The sequence below is a fragment of the Chitinophaga sp. genome (genome assembly GCF_036566945.1).
Lineage (GTDB): Bacteria > Bacteroidota > Bacteroidia > Chitinophagales > Chitinophagaceae > Chitinophaga.
The window spans coordinates 1-15,684 of the sequence record NZ_DATCVJ010000819.1; the positions used below are offsets into that span (position 1 = coordinate 1).

General features: G+C 44.2%; 15 protein-coding genes. 5 read left to right on the forward strand and 10 right to left on the reverse strand.

Going from position 1 to position 15,684, the window contains the following annotated elements; translation table 11 throughout:
• The 5 genes from VIP81_RS24755 to VIP81_RS24775 form a co-directional block, all read right to left on the reverse strand.
• A partial coding sequence (locus VIP81_RS24755) for an STN domain-containing protein (RefSeq protein ID WP_331967641.1) occupies positions 1 to 268 on the reverse strand: 268 nt, incomplete at its 3' end.
• A gap of 220 nt (positions 269 to 488) precedes the next feature.
• Positions 489 to 1,517 carry a FecR family protein gene (locus VIP81_RS24760; protein WP_331967643.1) on the reverse strand — a complete coding sequence of 343 codons (1,029 nt, stop codon included), beginning with the start codon at positions 1,515 to 1,517 and terminating at the stop codon, positions 489 to 491.
• A 108-nt stretch (positions 1,518 to 1,625) separates the two neighbouring features.
• Entirely contained in the window at positions 1,626 to 2,192 is a 567-nt protein-coding gene (locus tag VIP81_RS24765) for an RNA polymerase sigma-70 factor (protein ID WP_331967645.1), read from the reverse strand.
• A 137-nt stretch (positions 2,193 to 2,329) separates the two neighbouring features.
• Positions 2,330 to 2,659, reverse strand: coding sequence for a DMT family protein (locus tag VIP81_RS24770; protein WP_331967647.1), 330 nt, complete (start codon positions 2,657 to 2,659; stop codon positions 2,330 to 2,332).
• Positions 2,660 to 2,893: 234 nt separating this feature from the next.
• Positions 2,894 to 3,487, reverse strand: coding sequence for a carboxypeptidase-like regulatory domain-containing protein (locus VIP81_RS24775; RefSeq protein WP_331967649.1), 594 nt, complete (start codon positions 3,485 to 3,487; stop codon positions 2,894 to 2,896).
• Positions 3,488 to 3,740: 253 nt separating this feature from the next.
• On the opposite strand from VIP81_RS24775, the gene VIP81_RS24780 reads away from it, so the two are divergent.
• The 3 genes from VIP81_RS24780 (at position 3,741) to VIP81_RS24790 (ending at position 8,742) form a co-directional block, all read left to right on the forward strand.
• Positions 3,741 to 4,283 carry an RNA polymerase sigma-70 factor gene (locus VIP81_RS24780; protein WP_331967651.1) on the forward strand — a complete coding sequence of 181 codons (543 nt, stop codon included), beginning with the start codon at positions 3,741 to 3,743 and terminating at the stop codon, positions 4,281 to 4,283.
• A 70-nt stretch (positions 4,284 to 4,353) separates the two neighbouring features.
• Positions 4,354 to 5,337 (forward strand): FecR family protein, encoded by a 984-nt coding sequence (locus tag VIP81_RS24785; protein ID WP_331967653.1) that lies wholly within the window; start codon positions 4,354 to 4,356, stop codon positions 5,335 to 5,337.
• Positions 5,338 to 5,358: 21 nt separating this feature from the next.
• On the forward strand, positions 5,359 to 8,742 hold the full coding sequence (locus tag VIP81_RS24790; protein ID WP_331967655.1) for a TonB-dependent receptor: 3,384 nt from the start codon (positions 5,359 to 5,361) through the stop codon (positions 8,740 to 8,742).
• A 289-nt stretch (positions 8,743 to 9,031) separates the two neighbouring features.
• Here VIP81_RS24790 and VIP81_RS24795 read toward each other — a convergent pair whose 3' ends face one another.
• Both VIP81_RS24795 and pyrR read right to left on the reverse strand, forming a co-directional pair.
• Positions 9,032 to 9,961 (reverse strand): aspartate carbamoyltransferase catalytic subunit, encoded by a 930-nt coding sequence (locus VIP81_RS24795; protein WP_331967657.1) that lies wholly within the window; start codon positions 9,959 to 9,961, stop codon positions 9,032 to 9,034.
• A 51-nt stretch (positions 9,962 to 10,012) separates the two neighbouring features.
• Entirely contained in the window at positions 10,013 to 10,543 is a 531-nt protein-coding gene (gene pyrR, locus VIP81_RS24800) for a bifunctional pyr operon transcriptional regulator/uracil phosphoribosyltransferase PyrR (protein ID WP_331967659.1), read from the reverse strand.
• Positions 10,544 to 10,775: 232 nt separating this feature from the next.
• On the opposite strand from pyrR, the gene VIP81_RS24805 reads away from it, so the two are divergent.
• On the forward strand, positions 10,776 to 11,267 hold the full coding sequence (locus tag VIP81_RS24805; RefSeq protein ID WP_331967661.1) for a peroxiredoxin: 492 nt from the start codon (positions 10,776 to 10,778) through the stop codon (positions 11,265 to 11,267).
• A gap of 81 nt (positions 11,268 to 11,348) precedes the next feature.
• On the opposite strand, the gene VIP81_RS24810 is transcribed toward VIP81_RS24805, so the two are convergent.
• From VIP81_RS24810 to prfB, 3 genes are all read right to left on the reverse strand, one after another.
• The gene (locus VIP81_RS24810; protein WP_331967663.1) at positions 11,349 to 11,723 is read right to left on the reverse strand and encodes a hypothetical protein; all 375 of its coding nucleotides are present in this window, start codon (positions 11,721 to 11,723) and stop codon (positions 11,349 to 11,351) included.
• Between the two features lie 88 nt (positions 11,724 to 11,811).
• Positions 11,812 to 13,443 carry an L-glutamate gamma-semialdehyde dehydrogenase gene (gene pruA / locus VIP81_RS24815; RefSeq protein WP_331967665.1) on the reverse strand — a complete coding sequence of 544 codons (1,632 nt, stop codon included), beginning with the start codon at positions 13,441 to 13,443 and terminating at the stop codon, positions 11,812 to 11,814.
• Positions 13,444 to 13,603: 160 nt separating this feature from the next.
• Positions 13,604 to 14,699, reverse strand: a protein-coding gene (prfB, locus tag VIP81_RS24820) for a peptide chain release factor 2 (protein ID WP_331967667.1) whose coding sequence is annotated in 2 segments (ribosomal slippage) — positions 13,604 to 14,638 and positions 14,640 to 14,699 — 1,095 coding nt in all. Because the reading frame shifts where the segments join, the coding sequence is not laid out codon by codon here.
• Between the two features lie 135 nt (positions 14,700 to 14,834).
• Between prfB and VIP81_RS24825 the strand changes: the two genes are divergently transcribed.
• Complete coding sequence (locus VIP81_RS24825) at positions 14,835 to 15,638, forward strand: hypothetical protein (protein ID WP_331967669.1); 804 nt, start codon at positions 14,835 to 14,837, stop codon at positions 15,636 to 15,638.
• Positions 15,639 to 15,684 lie beyond the last annotated feature (46 nt).

A 15,684-nucleotide genomic window follows, 5' to 3' on the forward strand; every position in this document is an offset into this window, starting at 1 on the left:
GCTTAAAAGTGAGACCGGTATTCTTCAATATCTTTCGTAAAATATCTTCTGTCAAAGCATTATTTACATTGATAGAGACTTTACTATTGGCTGGAAGTAAATCATTGCGGTATACAAAACGATAACCGCTTTTCTTTTCAATCAGCTTCAACAGCTTCGTCAGTGGCAATGAATCAGCTTTGATAGAGATGCGACGGTCCTGTTGACCGAAGGCATCTCCTGTTATTTGCAAACAGGTAATAAGAATAATAAAGGACACCAGTTTCATTATCAGTACAACTTTTCCCAATGTTTTTATGCGCAAAAGGATTGCATAATGTATGAATTTTTTCCATACATTTAGGTTGTAAAAGGTCATAAAACTACGACAGGACTACATTGCCAAGTGAAGCTAACTGCCGTTTGATCTCAACAAAGGGGTAAATGTTTCCAGCATTTGCCCTTTTTTTTATATGAGAGGTATCGATTTTTAGTTTTTTTCCAACCACTTATTGGGTAATAAATACTTCATTGCTCACTATCCGGCAATGAAATGTTGTTGTAACCTTCAGTGCTTCCAGCACTTCCGGGAACGATTCATTTTTAAATGTGCCGGTAAAATGATAGTTATTTAACTTGTCGCTGAGATGTATTTTAATCCCATACCACCGTTCCATTTTAAGGGCAATATCTTCAAATTTATCGTTGTCAAATACCAGAAAATTATCACGCCAGGCGGTTTCCACTACCATATTCTCGGGTTGATTACTGCGGATCTTTTCTACTTTATAACCTGCTACCAGGTTGGGTTTAGCTAACTTACTTCCATTACTGTGCTGCAGAATGATTTTTTGATTCGGCAACAATTTCACATTACGTTCCAGTCCATCATTCAGGGTTACTTCAACTGCACCGGTGATCAGTGTAGCTTCTGTGGTCTGATCTTCTGTGTAGGCTTTCACATTAAAAGAGGTACCCAAAACCTTAATCCCCATTTTTGTGGTGCGGATAATAAATGGCTTCGCTGCATTCTTCGCCACATCAAAAAAGGCTTCTCCTTCCAGGGTGACTTCCCGGTCGTCCAGGTTGTTCATATCAGGATTATAGGTTAAACGGCTGCCTCCATTGAGCCAAACTTCTGTGCCATCTGGTAATTGTGCCTTTGAACGGGAGCCGTCGCGGGTAAAAATAGCCGCCATAGCCTTTTTATCGCCCTTCAGCGGGGATTTGTTTGCCAGCAGATACACGCAATAGCTTCCCAATACTAAAACCAGCAGGGTGAGTACAGATACTACTTTACGGATATTTCTGCCTTCCCTTTTCACGGGCAGTTCTGCCAATGGAAGCTCCATCTCCATTTTTTGAAGATGCCTTTCCAGGGCACTCTCTGTTCTATAATTCCATTCTTCACTATTCGCTGGCTGTGGCCAGTTGCTTAAAACGGAAAGTTTATATCTCAGGTCCGGATCCTTCTGCAACAGCTCTTCCAGCTCACGCAGCTCTCCCATCGTGGCTTCGCCCGATACCTTTCTTCCCATCAAAAGCCATATTCTTTCCTGTTCCATGTGTATGATACAAAAGCATGATTATATAGAAGGACAAGCAAATTTTGAAAATCTACTACTCCATCTAAAAAAAAAATTAAATTATTTTGTTTTGATAAAGGAGAGGTTAATGACCTCACTGATTTTTTTGAGGGCCTGGGCCATGTGTACATCAATGGTATTCACGGAAATATCGAGGATCTGGGCTACCTCTTTATACTTCAGTCCATCTTCCCGGATCAGTTTAAAGATCATTTTTCTTTTTGGCGGGAGGGCATTCACAGCCGCTTCAATTCTTTTAACCATTTCGCCGGAAATGAAGATCTGTTCCGGGGTAGCATAGCTTACGCTAAAATCCACCGCCAGTTCGTCCAGGCTAAAGTGTTGGGTACGTGCGGCTTTATTGAGATAGTTGAGGGCAATATTTTTGGTAGAAACATAGAGGTATACCCGGAGATTTTCTACCTGAAGCAACCGCTCCCGGTGATTCCAGACGTTCATAAAAACGTCTGATGCGATTTCTTCTGCAGACTCCCAGGATTTAATAATAGAATAGGCAAACTGACTCAATGGTTTGTAAAACAACCTGAACAATGCTTTGTAAGCCTGCTCATCCCCTAAAGATGCCACCCGTTCCACCAGTAGCTGTATATTAGCTTCTTCCCTCAATGAATTCGTTTTTGGTTGAAAGTTGATCCCTAAAGATAATACGGATTCATATTAAAAATAATATTGTTTTACATCTTTTTTTATGTAATGTATTATTTGACTAATATAATGGTGACTACTGCGTTAGCCCGGCAGTCCTATTTTTTAAACATAAAATATACCGCCCCAATCAGGAAAAAGAAGGATACCAGGTAGTTCCAGCGCAGAGGTTCTTTCAGGAAAGTAACCGCAAAAATGCTGAATACAGTGAGGGTAATCACTTCCTGGATGGTTTTCAGCTGAAAACCACTGAATCCTTCCTGAGCGCCATAGCGGTTGGCGGGTACCATGAAGCAATATTCAAAAAATGCAATGCCCCAGCTGATGAGGATCACCTTCCACAGGGCTACGTCCTGATGTTTGAGGTGGCCGTACCAGGCGAAGGTCATGAAGGTATTGGAAATGGTAAGGAGGAGAATGGTGCGCATGAATGGATTATAGATTTAGAAGTTGTTCTGCCAATTTAGTTTGCGTTGTCCTTTTGATCTGTTGTTTTATTCGCATCTAATATATAAGCGTTCGCCCAACATCCCAAAAAAATTCCGTCTTCTTTATATAATACAAAAAAAAGAGGGACCATAAAAGGTCCCCCTGGATCAAACAAAATGGGCTCCCATAGTGAATGATGTTGTGTTGTTGGTTGCTATTTCATTTTAATCAGACTACTGTTCCAGCTTAACTTCGCCCAGGTCTGTTGCTTTTCCGTCTTCCACTTTTACATCTTTAATCACAGCATTTTTATATGGGCTTTTACCGAGAATGGTAATAGTGTAAGTACCGGCTTTGGCAGCAGGGATCGTAAATGCACCCTGGGAAACAGCGCCTTTCAGCTTATCAGCACCATTTACTGCTTCTACTTCTGCGGCGCCATCAGCAGGTGTAATTTTACCGGTGATAGAACCACCTTCTACCGCTACACTTTTTGCGGTATCAAGTACACTTTTTGCGGTATCGAGACCCTGTAAAGAATCTACGCGCTGCAAAGAATCAAATCTCATTAATGAGTCAGTACCTTTTAAGGAATCAACACTTTGTAAGGAGTCAACACTTTGTAAAGAGTCGAGACTTTGTAAAGAGTCGAGTCCATAAACTTTCATGGAGTCTAAGCGAACAAGAGAATCCACGCCTGCGATTGAATCCACCATTGCGGCGGTGCTGTCAACAGACTTTACTGCGGTTACATCTGCGCTTTTGAAAGCGGACATTCCTACTACCATTGTTGCTAATGCGAGCATTCCTACAATTGATTTTTTCATGGCATTCAATTTTTTGTATGGTTAAAAGTTAATGATGACTTTATTCGGCCTTAATAGATGTGCATGGTTTTTGATATATGCCCTCATCGTTGGCTGCCGTATAATAACAATACATCCAGAAATTCACTTACCATTAGTCAAAGAAATGTTAAAGTGAAAAAAAGAATATGGCGCGGTATAGAGGTAAGCGTTCGTAATTAGTAATTTTAAAAATTATCTTCGCACTACGGAAACAATACAAAAGATCAAAAGCATGTTGCAATTGAGTAATGACGAAATAGTAAAAGGCATCCGGAGCAGGAACAAAGATGTATTTGAAGCTGTTTTTAAACAGTTCGCCCCTTCTATGTATAATATCGCCGTGAGGTATGTGAAGAATGAAGACGATGCCAATGATATGGTACAGGATGTTTTCCTCAATTTGTGGAAAGGTGCGGAAAATCTGGATGAAAGAGCTCCTATTAATCATTACCTGGCAAGAGCAACGGTGAATACCTGTTTAAACCGTATAAAAAAAGATCAGCGTCACGAAGTATATACTAAAGAACAAATGTTACGTACCAATCCCGCAGAAAACAATCATTCCCTGCTGGAACATAAAGAACTGGAAGCGCAATATCGTACCGCGCTCGAAAAATTACCCGATCAATGTCGCCGCGTTTTTGAAATGAGTCGCCTGAAAGGCTTGTCACCCGCCGAAATCGCAGAACAATTAAACATCTCTATTAATACGGTATACGCCCATCTTACCACCGCTTTAAAACGATTACGGGTGGATCTGATTAATAAATCATGATCCGGCCAATTTTTTTTTTACTAATGCTTAATGGTATAACGTTCTTTGGTTGTATTACTAATAAGTAGCCATGAATAATAAAACTGACATAGATATAGTAGTCCGCTATCTGGAGGATCCGGAAAATGAACAGTTCAAAAAGCTGCTCAACGAATGGATTCAACAGGACGGTGGTAACCTGGATATTTTCCTGGATATGAAAGCAATGTGGCACGGCGATCCGCTTCCTGCCCCCTCTGCTTTTAATTCTCACGGAAAATGGCAGGAGTTAAGCACTATGCTGGACAATGCGCCCGTGACGGCTACTGCTACACCTGTTACCACTAACACCCGCGTGATTAAAATGAACCGCAGGTACTGGTGGGCAGCCGCTGCTGTGCTGCTTATTGCCGGCACATGGACCTGGCTGGGACCAGGTGGTTATAAAACATATGCCACTGCACAACAACAGGACAGTCTGCGCCTTCCGGATGGCTCTATGATGTACCTCAACGCACATACGCAGGTACGCTATGCCCGTGGATTTGGTAAAGAAAACAGACTCGTAAAAATAGATAAGGGAGAAGCCTTTTTTGATGTTACAAAGAATGACGCCCTCCCCTTTATCGTAAATGCCCCGGAAGTAGAAGTACAGGTACTCGGCACCGCCTTTAACGTGAAAGCCGCCAACAGTGGCGTGAAAGTATTCGTACAATCCGGAAAGGTAAGCGCCGCCTACAAAGGCACAGAGAAAAAAGTGATCCTCACCCCTGGCGTGGAAGCTTCTCTGAAACATAACGGCAAAGAAATAGACACCCGCATACATAAAAAGAATAATAACATCCTGGCCTGGAAAACCCGGACACTGACCTTCGATGATACCCCGCTGACAGAAGTGGTGGAATCATTGGAAGATTTTTATAATGTTCAGATCACCATCAGCAATCAGTCACTGGCAGATAAAAAACTGCTGGCGACCTTCCCAAATATGCCGCTGGATAAGGTATTGGACATTATGAGAAAGACCCTGCAAATTAACATTACGCATACAAACGACCTGGTAGACATCTACTAATACGCGCCTGACCTCTTGCTTATGCAGCATTTATTGCTACAGGCGCGTTGCTCCAATACCAGGTTTGGGTGCGTGCCTGATTTTATTTTTATTGTTATCCTGGTATTGGCCAATGCTGTAGCTACGGCCCAACATCCTATTGCCCAACCCAAAAAGGTGACCCTGCAGTTTAGTAATGCCAGCCTGAAAACAGTGCTCCGGGAAATAGAAAAACAAACCAAATATACTTTTGCCATTTCATCAGAGGAGCTGGAAACCCGTCATGGCGTTAGCTTACATGTACGTAATGCTCCCTTAAAGGAAGTACTGCCCAACATCTTCCCTCCTTCCAAATATAAAGTGGAAATAAGAGATGGACAGATCATCGTCATCCCGCTGAATGAAGCCATATCAGACCTTACGCCGCCGAACAATCGAAATGCCGACAGCAACAGTTGGGTGATCACCGGTACTGTCAACGATGGCACGCAGCCATTGAGCGGCGTTTCTATCCGGGAAAAAGGCAGCACCAACGGTACGGCTACCACCGAGAATGGCACATTTAAACTAGATGTAGCTAACTCCCAGGCTACGTTACAGGTGTCGCTCATTGGCTTTGAAACAAGAGAAATATATGTCCGGGAACGTAAATACATTTCCGTTACCCTGCAACCAGATCTGCGAAAGCTCAATGAGCTGGTAGTACTGGGATACGGCTTACAGAAACGCGCGAATATCACCGGAGCTATTGCCCAGGTAGATGGCGTGCGCCTGAGAAGCAGGCCCGTAGCCAATGTGATGGCTGCCTTGCAAGGCACCGCCACCGGGCTGGTGGTAACGCGCAGCAATGGCCAACCGGGACGGGAAGGATTTAATATACAGGTAAGAGGCGTCAGCTCAGCTTCGGGCAATACCCCTGTTATTGTTGACGGTGTTCCCGGCTCACTGGCCGTATTGAACCCGGACGATATTGAGTCGGTATCTATCCTGAAAGATGCTTCTGCTGCCTCCATTTATGGCGCCCGTGGCGCGGGTGGTGTTGTTCTCGTCACCACCCGCACCGGCAAACCCGGTAAGCTCAGAGTCGATTTCAACACCCTCGGAGGATTTGAAACGCCGATTCGCCTACCGAACCGCCTGCCGTCGTGGAAAGCAGCCAGCATGCAGAATGAAGCTGCTGTTAATGCCGGTGAAGCCGCCCCCTGGGACCCTGCTGAAATTGCCCTGATGCAGTCCGGCAACCACTATGCAATAGATTACCAGCATCCGGATAATTATAAATACTACTATAATTTTGATCCGATCCCTGTGCTCACCAAAAGTAAAACGGGGATTCAGAACTATAACGTGTCGGTAAAAGGCGGCGATAGTGTGACCCAGTTTTCCGCGTCGTTTGGGTATTTCGGCAGACAAGGACTTTTCGCTATGGGCCCCGACCGGACGCATCGCGTGAATGCACGTGCCAGCATGAACAATCGTTTCAATAAACATTTCAGCCTGGAAACGCGTGTATCGTATGCACAAACAAATACCTTTTCGCCATCACAGGCGGTGGAAGGCCCAAAAGGCTTGCTGGCAGGGCTTTACCGTGGACCAGGAAATGTGCCGGTATATGTACCCAATACCAATAATTACGCTTATGGTGGCGCGCCTACTTACCCGGCGCTGGCAGATGGCGGTGAGCGGGATGAGAAAAATAATTATGCTGATGCGGTATTTACCCTAAGGGCGGATAGCCTGGTGAAGGGCCTTACACTACGCGCGGTTTATAGTCCGCAGCAGCATACCCTGCAGGATAATCTTGGCAGAAACACCATTGCTTTATGGAATCGTGTGGACACCGCATTCCTGGTACAACCAGATAACCTGCTTCAGAAAAGCAGGCTGGTGGCCAAAGGCGGCAACCTGCAGGTATTGGCCGACTACGATGTAAAAAAAGAAAAACACAATATTCACCTGTTGGGAGGTTATACACAGGAGACCTATAACACTACGCAGAACACTGCCGCCTCGTACAATGTTCCACCGGCAGATATCAGCAACAGCCACTTTACTAACGCGCCCGAATACACGCAATTACTGGCGGCCAGTGGTTCTCTCCAATCTTTCTTCGGCAAACTGAATTATAATTACGACAACAGGTACCTGTTGGAAGCGAACCTGATAGGTGCACGTTTAACGCAGTACAGCACATCGTTTCAGGGCGGTACACAATGGCAGGCATTCCCTTCTTTTTCTGCCGGATGGCGCCTGAATAATGAAACGTGGTTTAACAACGCGCTGCCGTTTTTTAATGAATTTAAATTGAGATGGTCCTGGGGCCGACTGGGAAATGTAAACAGCTGGAACAGCATTCCCAATGACGAGCGTTTGCAGACCTTTGCTTTTAACGACCGTTGGCCTGTACTTCCGTTTGTCTACAAGAATCCTATTCTACAGGCACATGGCTGGGAAAATATCTCCACAAATAACTACGGATGGGATGCCACACTTTTCCGTGGCAGGTTTACATTGTCGGCAGATTATTTTGTGAAGAGAAACAGTGATATGCAAATTCCGGTGCTGACATCGTCTACAGCAGGTGCATGGCCTATTGCCTTTCACCAGGGAGAAATGAAAACCTGGGGCTGGGAAATCAATGCAGGCTGGAGAAAAGACCAGGGGCCCTTTACCTGGTACATCAACGCCAATTTATTTCATAGCAGGAACGAGGTATTGCGCAATGATAACGTAGCCCCTCAGGCAGGCTGGAACCAGGGCATTGCCGGTTATCCTTATTCGTCCCTGTTCGGCTACCAGTCCGATGGGTATTTCCAGAACGCTGATGAAGTAAAGCAACATGCTTACCAGAGCGCCCAAACCGCTCCTGGTGACCTACGCTATAAAGATATTAACGGCGATAACAAAATAGATAATGCCGACCTGGTGTACCTGGGCAGTACTGATCCACAGTTCTCTTATGGCATAGATGCCGGATTCGCCTGGAAAGGGATTGATTGCTCTGTTTTTTTCCAGGGAGTGTCTAATCGTAAAGTGATGCCGGATCCCCGCTATAATATACCGTTTACCGGCACCTGGCAGCAGCCCTGGGATATTAACCAGGATTACTGGACGCCGGAACATCCGGATGCCCTGTTTCCGCGCTTGTATCTCAACGATCAACACAACACCCTGCCTTCCTCCCAATGGGTGATGAACGGGTCTTATATCCGGCTTAAAAACCTGCAAATAGGCTATACCCTACCGAAGGAATGGTTAAAGAAAATAATGGTCAGCAGTTTACGTATTTATTTCTCCGGACAGGACCTATGGGAAACGACGAAGATGAAGATAAAATATTATGATCCGGAACAGGCCGGTGGGTATAACGGGAACGTATATCCGTTTTTCCGCTCCTATACAGTCGGGCTGGGTGTGAGTTTTTAATGCGTATTTTTGTCTTTCTCAGGATTATACTGATTTTGATGATTTCCCGGATTTTTACTTTTTGATTTTATAGGATTAGAAAAAGAGCGAACTTTGTCTTTCCCAGGATTATACTGATTTTGATGATTTCCCGGATTTTGTTTTCCGGGATTTTAAAGGATAAAAAAGATTAGCGAAGACGTAAGCGGTATATGCTCCTGTCTTCGCTAATCTTTTTTTAATCCTAAATCAAAAAAGTAAAAATCCGGAAAATCATCAAAATCAGTATAATCCTGGGAAAGACAAAATACTATTCTGTTTTCTTTCCTGCCAGTAAATACAACGCCGCCATACGAACCGCCACGCCGTTTTCTACCTGATCCAGGATAATGGACTGACCGGAGTCTGCCACATCAGAATTTATTTCCACGCCACGATTAATGGGTCCGGGGTGCATGATCACAATTTCTTTATTCAGGCTATCCAGCAGCTGTCGGTTTACACCGTAGGCCAGGGAGTATTCCCGGAGGGAAGAGAATAAAGGGGTATTTTGTCTTTCCAGCTGAATACGCAGCACATTGGCTACATCGCACCATTGCAACGCTTCGCGGATGTTATAGCTCACGTTTACCCCGAGTGCGGCGGCCATGTATTTAGGAATCAGCGTAGGTGGACCTACCACCGTTACTTCTGCACCCAGTTTCTTGAGGCAGTAGATGTTGGAGAGGGCTACCCGGGAGTGCATGATATCACCACAAATGGCTACTTTTTTGCCTTCTACGCTACCCAGTCTTTCCCGGATAGAGAAAGCATCCAGCAGCGCCTGTGTGGGATGTTCATTGATACCATCGCCTGCATTGAGGATCGGCACGTTGATGTGCCTGGCCAGAAAATGCGGTGCACCGCTGGCAGAGTGTCGCATCACCACCATATCCACTTTCATGGACAGGATGTTATTGACCGTGTCTATCAGCGTTTCTCCTTTGGAAACAGAAGATCCGGAAGCAGAGAAATTAACGGTATCTGCACCCAGACGCTTTTCCGCTAACTCAAAAGAGATGCGTGTGCGGGTAGAATTCTCAAAAAATAAATTAACAATTGTTGTATCGCGGAGCGTAGGAACCTTTTTAATAGGTCTTTGTAAAACCTCCTTAAACTGGTCGGCTGTTTGAAAAATAAGCTCTATATCCTGGCGCTGCAGATCGCGAATTCCGAGTAAGTGTTTTACAGAAAGTGACATTAATGTGCAAATATAAAGGGTGAAATCTGAATTCTGAAATCCGGATTCATTTTAGTCAATTAGAATTACTTCGTCGTTACCATCTCTTTCGTTCCATAATACCCTTACTTTCTGAGAAATCAGGGCATCAATGGTACGTCCGGTATAGTCGGGCTGAATAGGCAGCTGCCTGCTGAATCGTCTGTCGATCAGCGTGAGCAGCTCCACCGAGGCAGGCCGGCCGAAATCCAGCATTGCATCCAGCGCCGAACGAATGGTACGACCTGTATACAATACATCATCTATCAACACCACCTTTTTATTTTCTATGGAAAAATCAATACTTGTTTCACTGGGCACATGCAACGTTTTACTCTGATTAAAGTCGTCCCGGTAAAAGGTAATATCCAGTTTACCGTAGTCGATATGTGCGCCTGGCAATAATTTCAACAAAGTCTGATGAATTCTGCCGGCTAAATAAATTCCCCTCGGCTGCAGTCCAATCAGCACGGTTTGTTCAAACTGTAAATGATTTTCTATCAACTGGTGACAAAGCCTGTCTATCGTGATAGCCATCTGCTTGCCGTTTAGTATGGTTTTCAAAACACAACGTTTTAGGCGCCAAAAATAATGATTAAATGCAAGAGATAAAAAGCTGAATATGAGAAAAGCTTGATAAACAATGGAATATTTAGTTTTTGATACTATTTTTATATTATATATTAATTTAAAATAACAGATAGCATCAGAAAAGAAGATGTCGGACTCCCCTTCTCTTCGTACTTTAGCAGTATCAATACTTTCAGGTATGAACCTTATTAAGTCAATTATAACTATGGCCGCATTTTTTCAGCTCTGGGGTTGCAATACCCAGGGTCAAATTAAAACAGGAGATAAAATACCCAACTTCTCTTTACAGGATCAAAATGGAAACACTTTTAATATAGACAGTGTGCTGGGTAAACAGCCACTGGTTATTTATTTTTATCCGAAAGATGAAACCAGCGTATGTACCAAAGAAGCTTGTTCCTTCCGTGATAACTTCCAGGATTTTCAGAAGTACGGTGCATTGGTCATTGGTATTAGTTCCGATGGCGTAGCCTCTCATAAAAGCTTTGCCACACATCATCATCTTCCCTTCACCCTGTTGAGCGATCCACAAAATGAAGTGCGCAAATTATTTGGCGTACCTAAAACGTTTGTGATTCCGGGCCGTGTTACTTACATAGTAGATAAGGAAGGCGTGGTGGTACATGAGTTTAACTCTATGCGCGATGGAGAGAAACATGTAACGGAGTCGTTGGCCGCGTTGCAGAAAATGCAGTAGTTATTTGGAGATGTTTTTTTGTTGGATCATTTTGCCGGAAGAAGAAATTACTTCTCCCGGCAAAATGTTTTGTAGGAGATACTATAAACTTCTTAAATCTTTAAACGTACTAATCTCTTCTTTCAGTGCAAACAACTGAATAGCCCATATCAATCCACGTACCAGCGCAAAGGCCACGAGGGCAAGGGAAAAGGACACCTGCATGAAACTACCTTCTTCCCGGTTGGTAAGTGTAATTACGCGGATCAACATAATGAAGGCAACAACAAGGAAGATGCCTGCCTTTACACCGGTAGTACGCATTTGCTTACGGAAATATTCATCAAAACCTTTGGCGGCGGCCATGCTGGCTTCCGGCTTTGGTGTGCCGTCAGCGATCAGACGTTGTTCCAGGTCCGCAACGCGGCGTTGTTTATGATGTTCGGTGAAGTATGTTTGAATGATCTCTGCCTGCATAATTTCCGTGATTCTGAAATGAGGGTGCAAGGTACAAAAAAGGCGATGGATATAGATCCACCGCCTTTATATAAATCATGAACATTTACTAAGCTTCTTTCAGGAACGGATAGCGGTAGTCGGTAGCCGGAACAAAAGTTTCTTTGATACTTCTGGCACTCAACCAACGGTAAAGGTTCAGTTGAGAACCTGCTTTATCGTTGGTACCGGAAGCACGGGCACCGCCAAATGGCTGCTGTCCTACTACGGCGCCGGTTGGCTTGTCGTTGATGTAGAAGTTACCTGCACTGTTTACCAGTTTGCGGGTAGCCAGTTCCACTGCGTAACGATCCTGTGCAATGACAGCACCGGTCAATGCGTATTCGGAAGTGGTGTCTACGATCTGCATAATTTCTTCAAATTTATCGGCATCGTATACATGGATAGTCAGTACGGGTCCGAAGATTTCTTCACACATGGTCACATACTTAGGATCGGTGGTTTCAATAACCGTGGGCTCAATGAAGTAGCCTTCTGATTTATTGTAGTTACCGCCTGCGATGATTTTGGCGGCAGGATCCTGTTTGGCATTGTCGATGTACTTCGCGATTTTATCGAAAGAACGTTCATCGATCACTGCGTTGATGAAGTTGCTGAAATCTTCTGTAGTACCCATTTTCATGGTCTTCAGTTCAGCGACTAATTTTGATTTTATATCGTCAGCAAGATTGCTTGGTATGTATGCGCGGGAGGCGGCAGAACATTTCTGGCCCTGGTATTCGAAAGCGCCGCGGGCTAAAGCGGTAACGGCAATATCAACATCGGCTGATTTGTGAATGAGCACAAAATCTTTACCACCTGTTTCACCTACAATACGCGGATAAGTTTTGTATTTATGGATGTTTTCGCCGATGGCCTTCCACATGGTCTGGAATACGCCGGTAGAACCGGTGAAGTGGATACCTGCGAAGTGAGGATCAGCAAAACAGATATCGCCGATGAGCGGGCCGCCGGCATATACCAGGTTGATGACCCCATCTGGTAAACCTGCTTCGATCATGACTTTCATGAATACCTGTGCAGCAAACACCTGGGTATTGGCGGGTTTCCATACCACCACGTTACCGCACATAGCAGCAGACGCAGGAAGGTTACCGGCAATAGCCGTGAAGTTAAATGGTGTTACGGCGAGTACGAAACCTTCCAGTGGACGGTATTCTACCCTGTTATGAATACCAGGCGCACATACCGGTTGCTGACGATAAATTTCGCTCAGGAAGTGTACATTATAACGAAGGAAGTCGATCAGTTCACAAGCACTGTCTATTTCAGCCTGGTAAGCATTTTTGCTTTGTCCCAGCATGGTAGCAGCGTTGATATGGTAACGGTATTTGGTGGCCAGGAGTTCAGCTGCGCGCAGGAAGATACCAGCGCGTTGTTCCCAATCCATATTAGCCCATTTTTCACGTGCTTCCAAAGCTGCTGCGATAGCGGCTTTCACGTGAGTGGCATCACCCATATGGAATTGACCTAATTTGTGTTTGATTTCGTGGGGAGGGCGCAGGTCTACGGTGTTACCGGTGCGAATTTCTTTACCGCCGATATACATGGGGATATCAGCTACTTCTCCTTTAAATGCGGCTAATTGTTTCTTTAATGCAATTCTCTCAACGGAACCGGGCGCATAAGACAACACAGGCTCATTAGCTGGCGCTGCGTATTCAAAGTATCCTGTATTCATTGTAACCTAATTTTAATATTCGTTTATTTGGTTATTTGTCTGCCGGATGAAACATCCAGGTAACAAACAACCAAATAAACAAATGATTACGTGTTTTGTTTCCGCTGCAAAATTAATGGTTACAACGCCTACGCGCTTATTAATTATTAGTAGATACTTATTAATTATTGTCCTCTTCCTTCTGCATCATGAGATATGCTTTCACAAATCCGTTCAGTTCGCCGTCCATTACAGGACCTACGTTACCTACTTCAAAATCTGTCCGGTGATCTTTGATCATTTTATACGGATGGAATACGTATGACCTGATCTGTGAGCCCCATTCGATTTTGCGTTTGTTGGCGTTGGCTGCATTTTTCAGCTCTTCTCTTTTACGGATTTCTTCTTCATACAGGCGTGACTTCAACATGGTGAGCGCTTTTTCACGGTTCTCTCCCTGTGTACGTGCCTGCTGACATTCGATGATGATACCTGAAGGAACGTGCTTCAAACGTACGGCAGTTTCCACCTTGTTTACGTTCTGTCCACCCTTACCACCTGAACGGTAAAATTCCCATTCCAGGTCTGCAGGGTTGACAGCAATCTCGATAGTATTGTCTACTAACGGATACACATATACGGAGGCGAAAGAAGTATGCCGGCGGGCGTTGGAATCAAACGGTGAGATACGTACCAAACGATGTACGCCGCTTTCTGCTTTCAGGTGACCGTAAGCAAAGTCGCCATCAAATTCAAGTGTAGCGGATTTAATCCCGGCACCATCGCCATATTGCGTATCAATTTCTGATACTTTCCAACCTTGTTTTTCACCATACATGCGGTACATACGGAGCAGCATTTCGGCCCAATCCTGGCTTTCCGTGCCGCCTGCACCGGAGTTAATAGTTAATACTGCAGGCATTTCATCTTCCGGCTGGTTCAAAGTAGATTTAAATTCCAGGTCATCCAATGCCGCTACTGCCGCACTATATGCCTGTTCTACTTCTTCCTCGGAAGCTTCTCCTTCTTTGAAAAAGTCGTTCAGTACCGCGCTGTCGTCGATGGCAGCGTTTACATGATCGTAAAGGTCAACCCAATATTTGTTTACCTTAATTTCCTTCAGAATCGAAGTGGCTCTGACGTTATCGTCCCAGAATCCGGGCGCCAGGCTTAGTTGTTTGTCGTTTTCTATTTTAGCTAATCGGTCAGGTACGTTAAAGAAAACCTCCCAGGACATATAAACGGTCCCTCATAGCTTTAAGTTGCTCAGCTGTCATAGCTGGCAAATGTATGTAAAAATATAGATATCTGCTAATGTCTTAGAACTTTGTTTTCATTGTCCATTTTAGCATAATATTTGTGTTACAACACGGTAACCATGTCGCTAATATTATAAAAAGAGCCTATCTATTATGGTCAGCCATGAAACCCTCCACTTTAAGAACAAATCCATATTCAACACGCTCGGGTATATTATAATGATGGCTGCAAATGTACTGGCAGTAGCACTTCCCATTAATGGCAAAAACACCGCACAGATTTCAAATGAGTATCCAAACCTGTTTGCACCCGCTGGTTTTACATTTTCAATCTGGATCCTTATCTATCTTTCTTTACTGACATTTATTATCTATCAGCTATGGCTGGCATTCTCCAATAAACATCATGATGCATTGGTGCAGCTGATGCAAAAAATGAAAGATTGGTTTCTCATCAATACTGTTGCCAATGCCTGCTGGCTATTTTCCTGGCATTATCACCTGATACCGGTCAGCATGGTGATTATGCTGATGCTCCTGATTTCGTTAATTGTCATTCACCTGAACTTCGGTATAGGTACCACTCCCGCTACTCTTTGCGAAAAAATATTCATTCACTTCCCTTTCAGTTTGTACCTGGGCTGGATCGCTATAGCCACGCTTGCCAATCTGACTACGCTGCTGGTATATGCAGGTTGGGGAGGTCACCTTCATCAACAAATCGTATGGACTATTACCATGATTGGCGTAGGTACATTAGCGAGTATGGCCATGATCCTGCTACGCAACAATATCGTTTATGCGCTTGTTAGTGTATGGGCTTTCTATGGCATCCTGTTAAAAAGAAAAGAGGCCGACGTGTTGGAGGAAAACGCCATTATCCTTACCTGCATTATTGCTGTTGGACTAATTGCCGTCACAATTTCCTGGCAATTCTACAGGAAACAGAAATCCTGATTCTAAAAGATTATTTTTGATGCGCATTTAATATATACAATACTAT

Coding starts and splice junctions, on each gene's coding strand:
- VIP81_RS24760 (WP_331967643.1), bottom strand. CDS start 1,517: ATGGGAAGAAAGGTATCGGGCGAAGCCACGATGGGAGAGCTGCGTGAG.
- VIP81_RS24770 (WP_331967647.1), bottom strand. CDS start 2,659: ATGCGCACCATTCTCCTCCTTACCATTTCCAATACCTTCATGACCTTC.
- VIP81_RS24775 (WP_331967649.1), bottom strand. CDS start 3,487: ATGAAAAAATCAATTGTAGGAATGCTCGCATTAGCAACAATGGTAGTA.
- VIP81_RS24780 (WP_331967651.1), top strand. CDS start 3,741: ATGTTGCAATTGAGTAATGACGAAATAGTAAAAGGCATCCGGAGCAGG.
- VIP81_RS24785 (WP_331967653.1), top strand. CDS start 4,354: ATGAATAATAAAACTGACATAGATATAGTAGTCCGCTATCTGGAGGAT.
- VIP81_RS24790 (WP_331967655.1), top strand. CDS start 5,359: ATGCAGCATTTATTGCTACAGGCGCGTTGCTCCAATACCAGGTTTGGG.
- VIP81_RS24795 (WP_331967657.1), bottom strand. CDS start 9,961: ATGTCACTTTCTGTAAAACACTTACTCGGAATTCGCGATCTGCAGCGC.
- VIP81_RS24805 (WP_331967661.1), top strand. CDS start 10,776: ATGGCCGCATTTTTTCAGCTCTGGGGTTGCAATACCCAGGGTCAAATT.
- VIP81_RS24810 (WP_331967663.1), bottom strand. CDS start 11,723: ATGCAGGCAGAGATCATTCAAACATACTTCACCGAACATCATAAACAA.
- pruA (WP_331967665.1), bottom strand. CDS start 13,443: ATGAATACAGGATACTTTGAATACGCAGCGCCAGCTAATGAGCCTGTG.
- VIP81_RS24825 (WP_331967669.1), top strand. CDS start 14,835: ATGGTCAGCCATGAAACCCTCCACTTTAAGAACAAATCCATATTCAAC.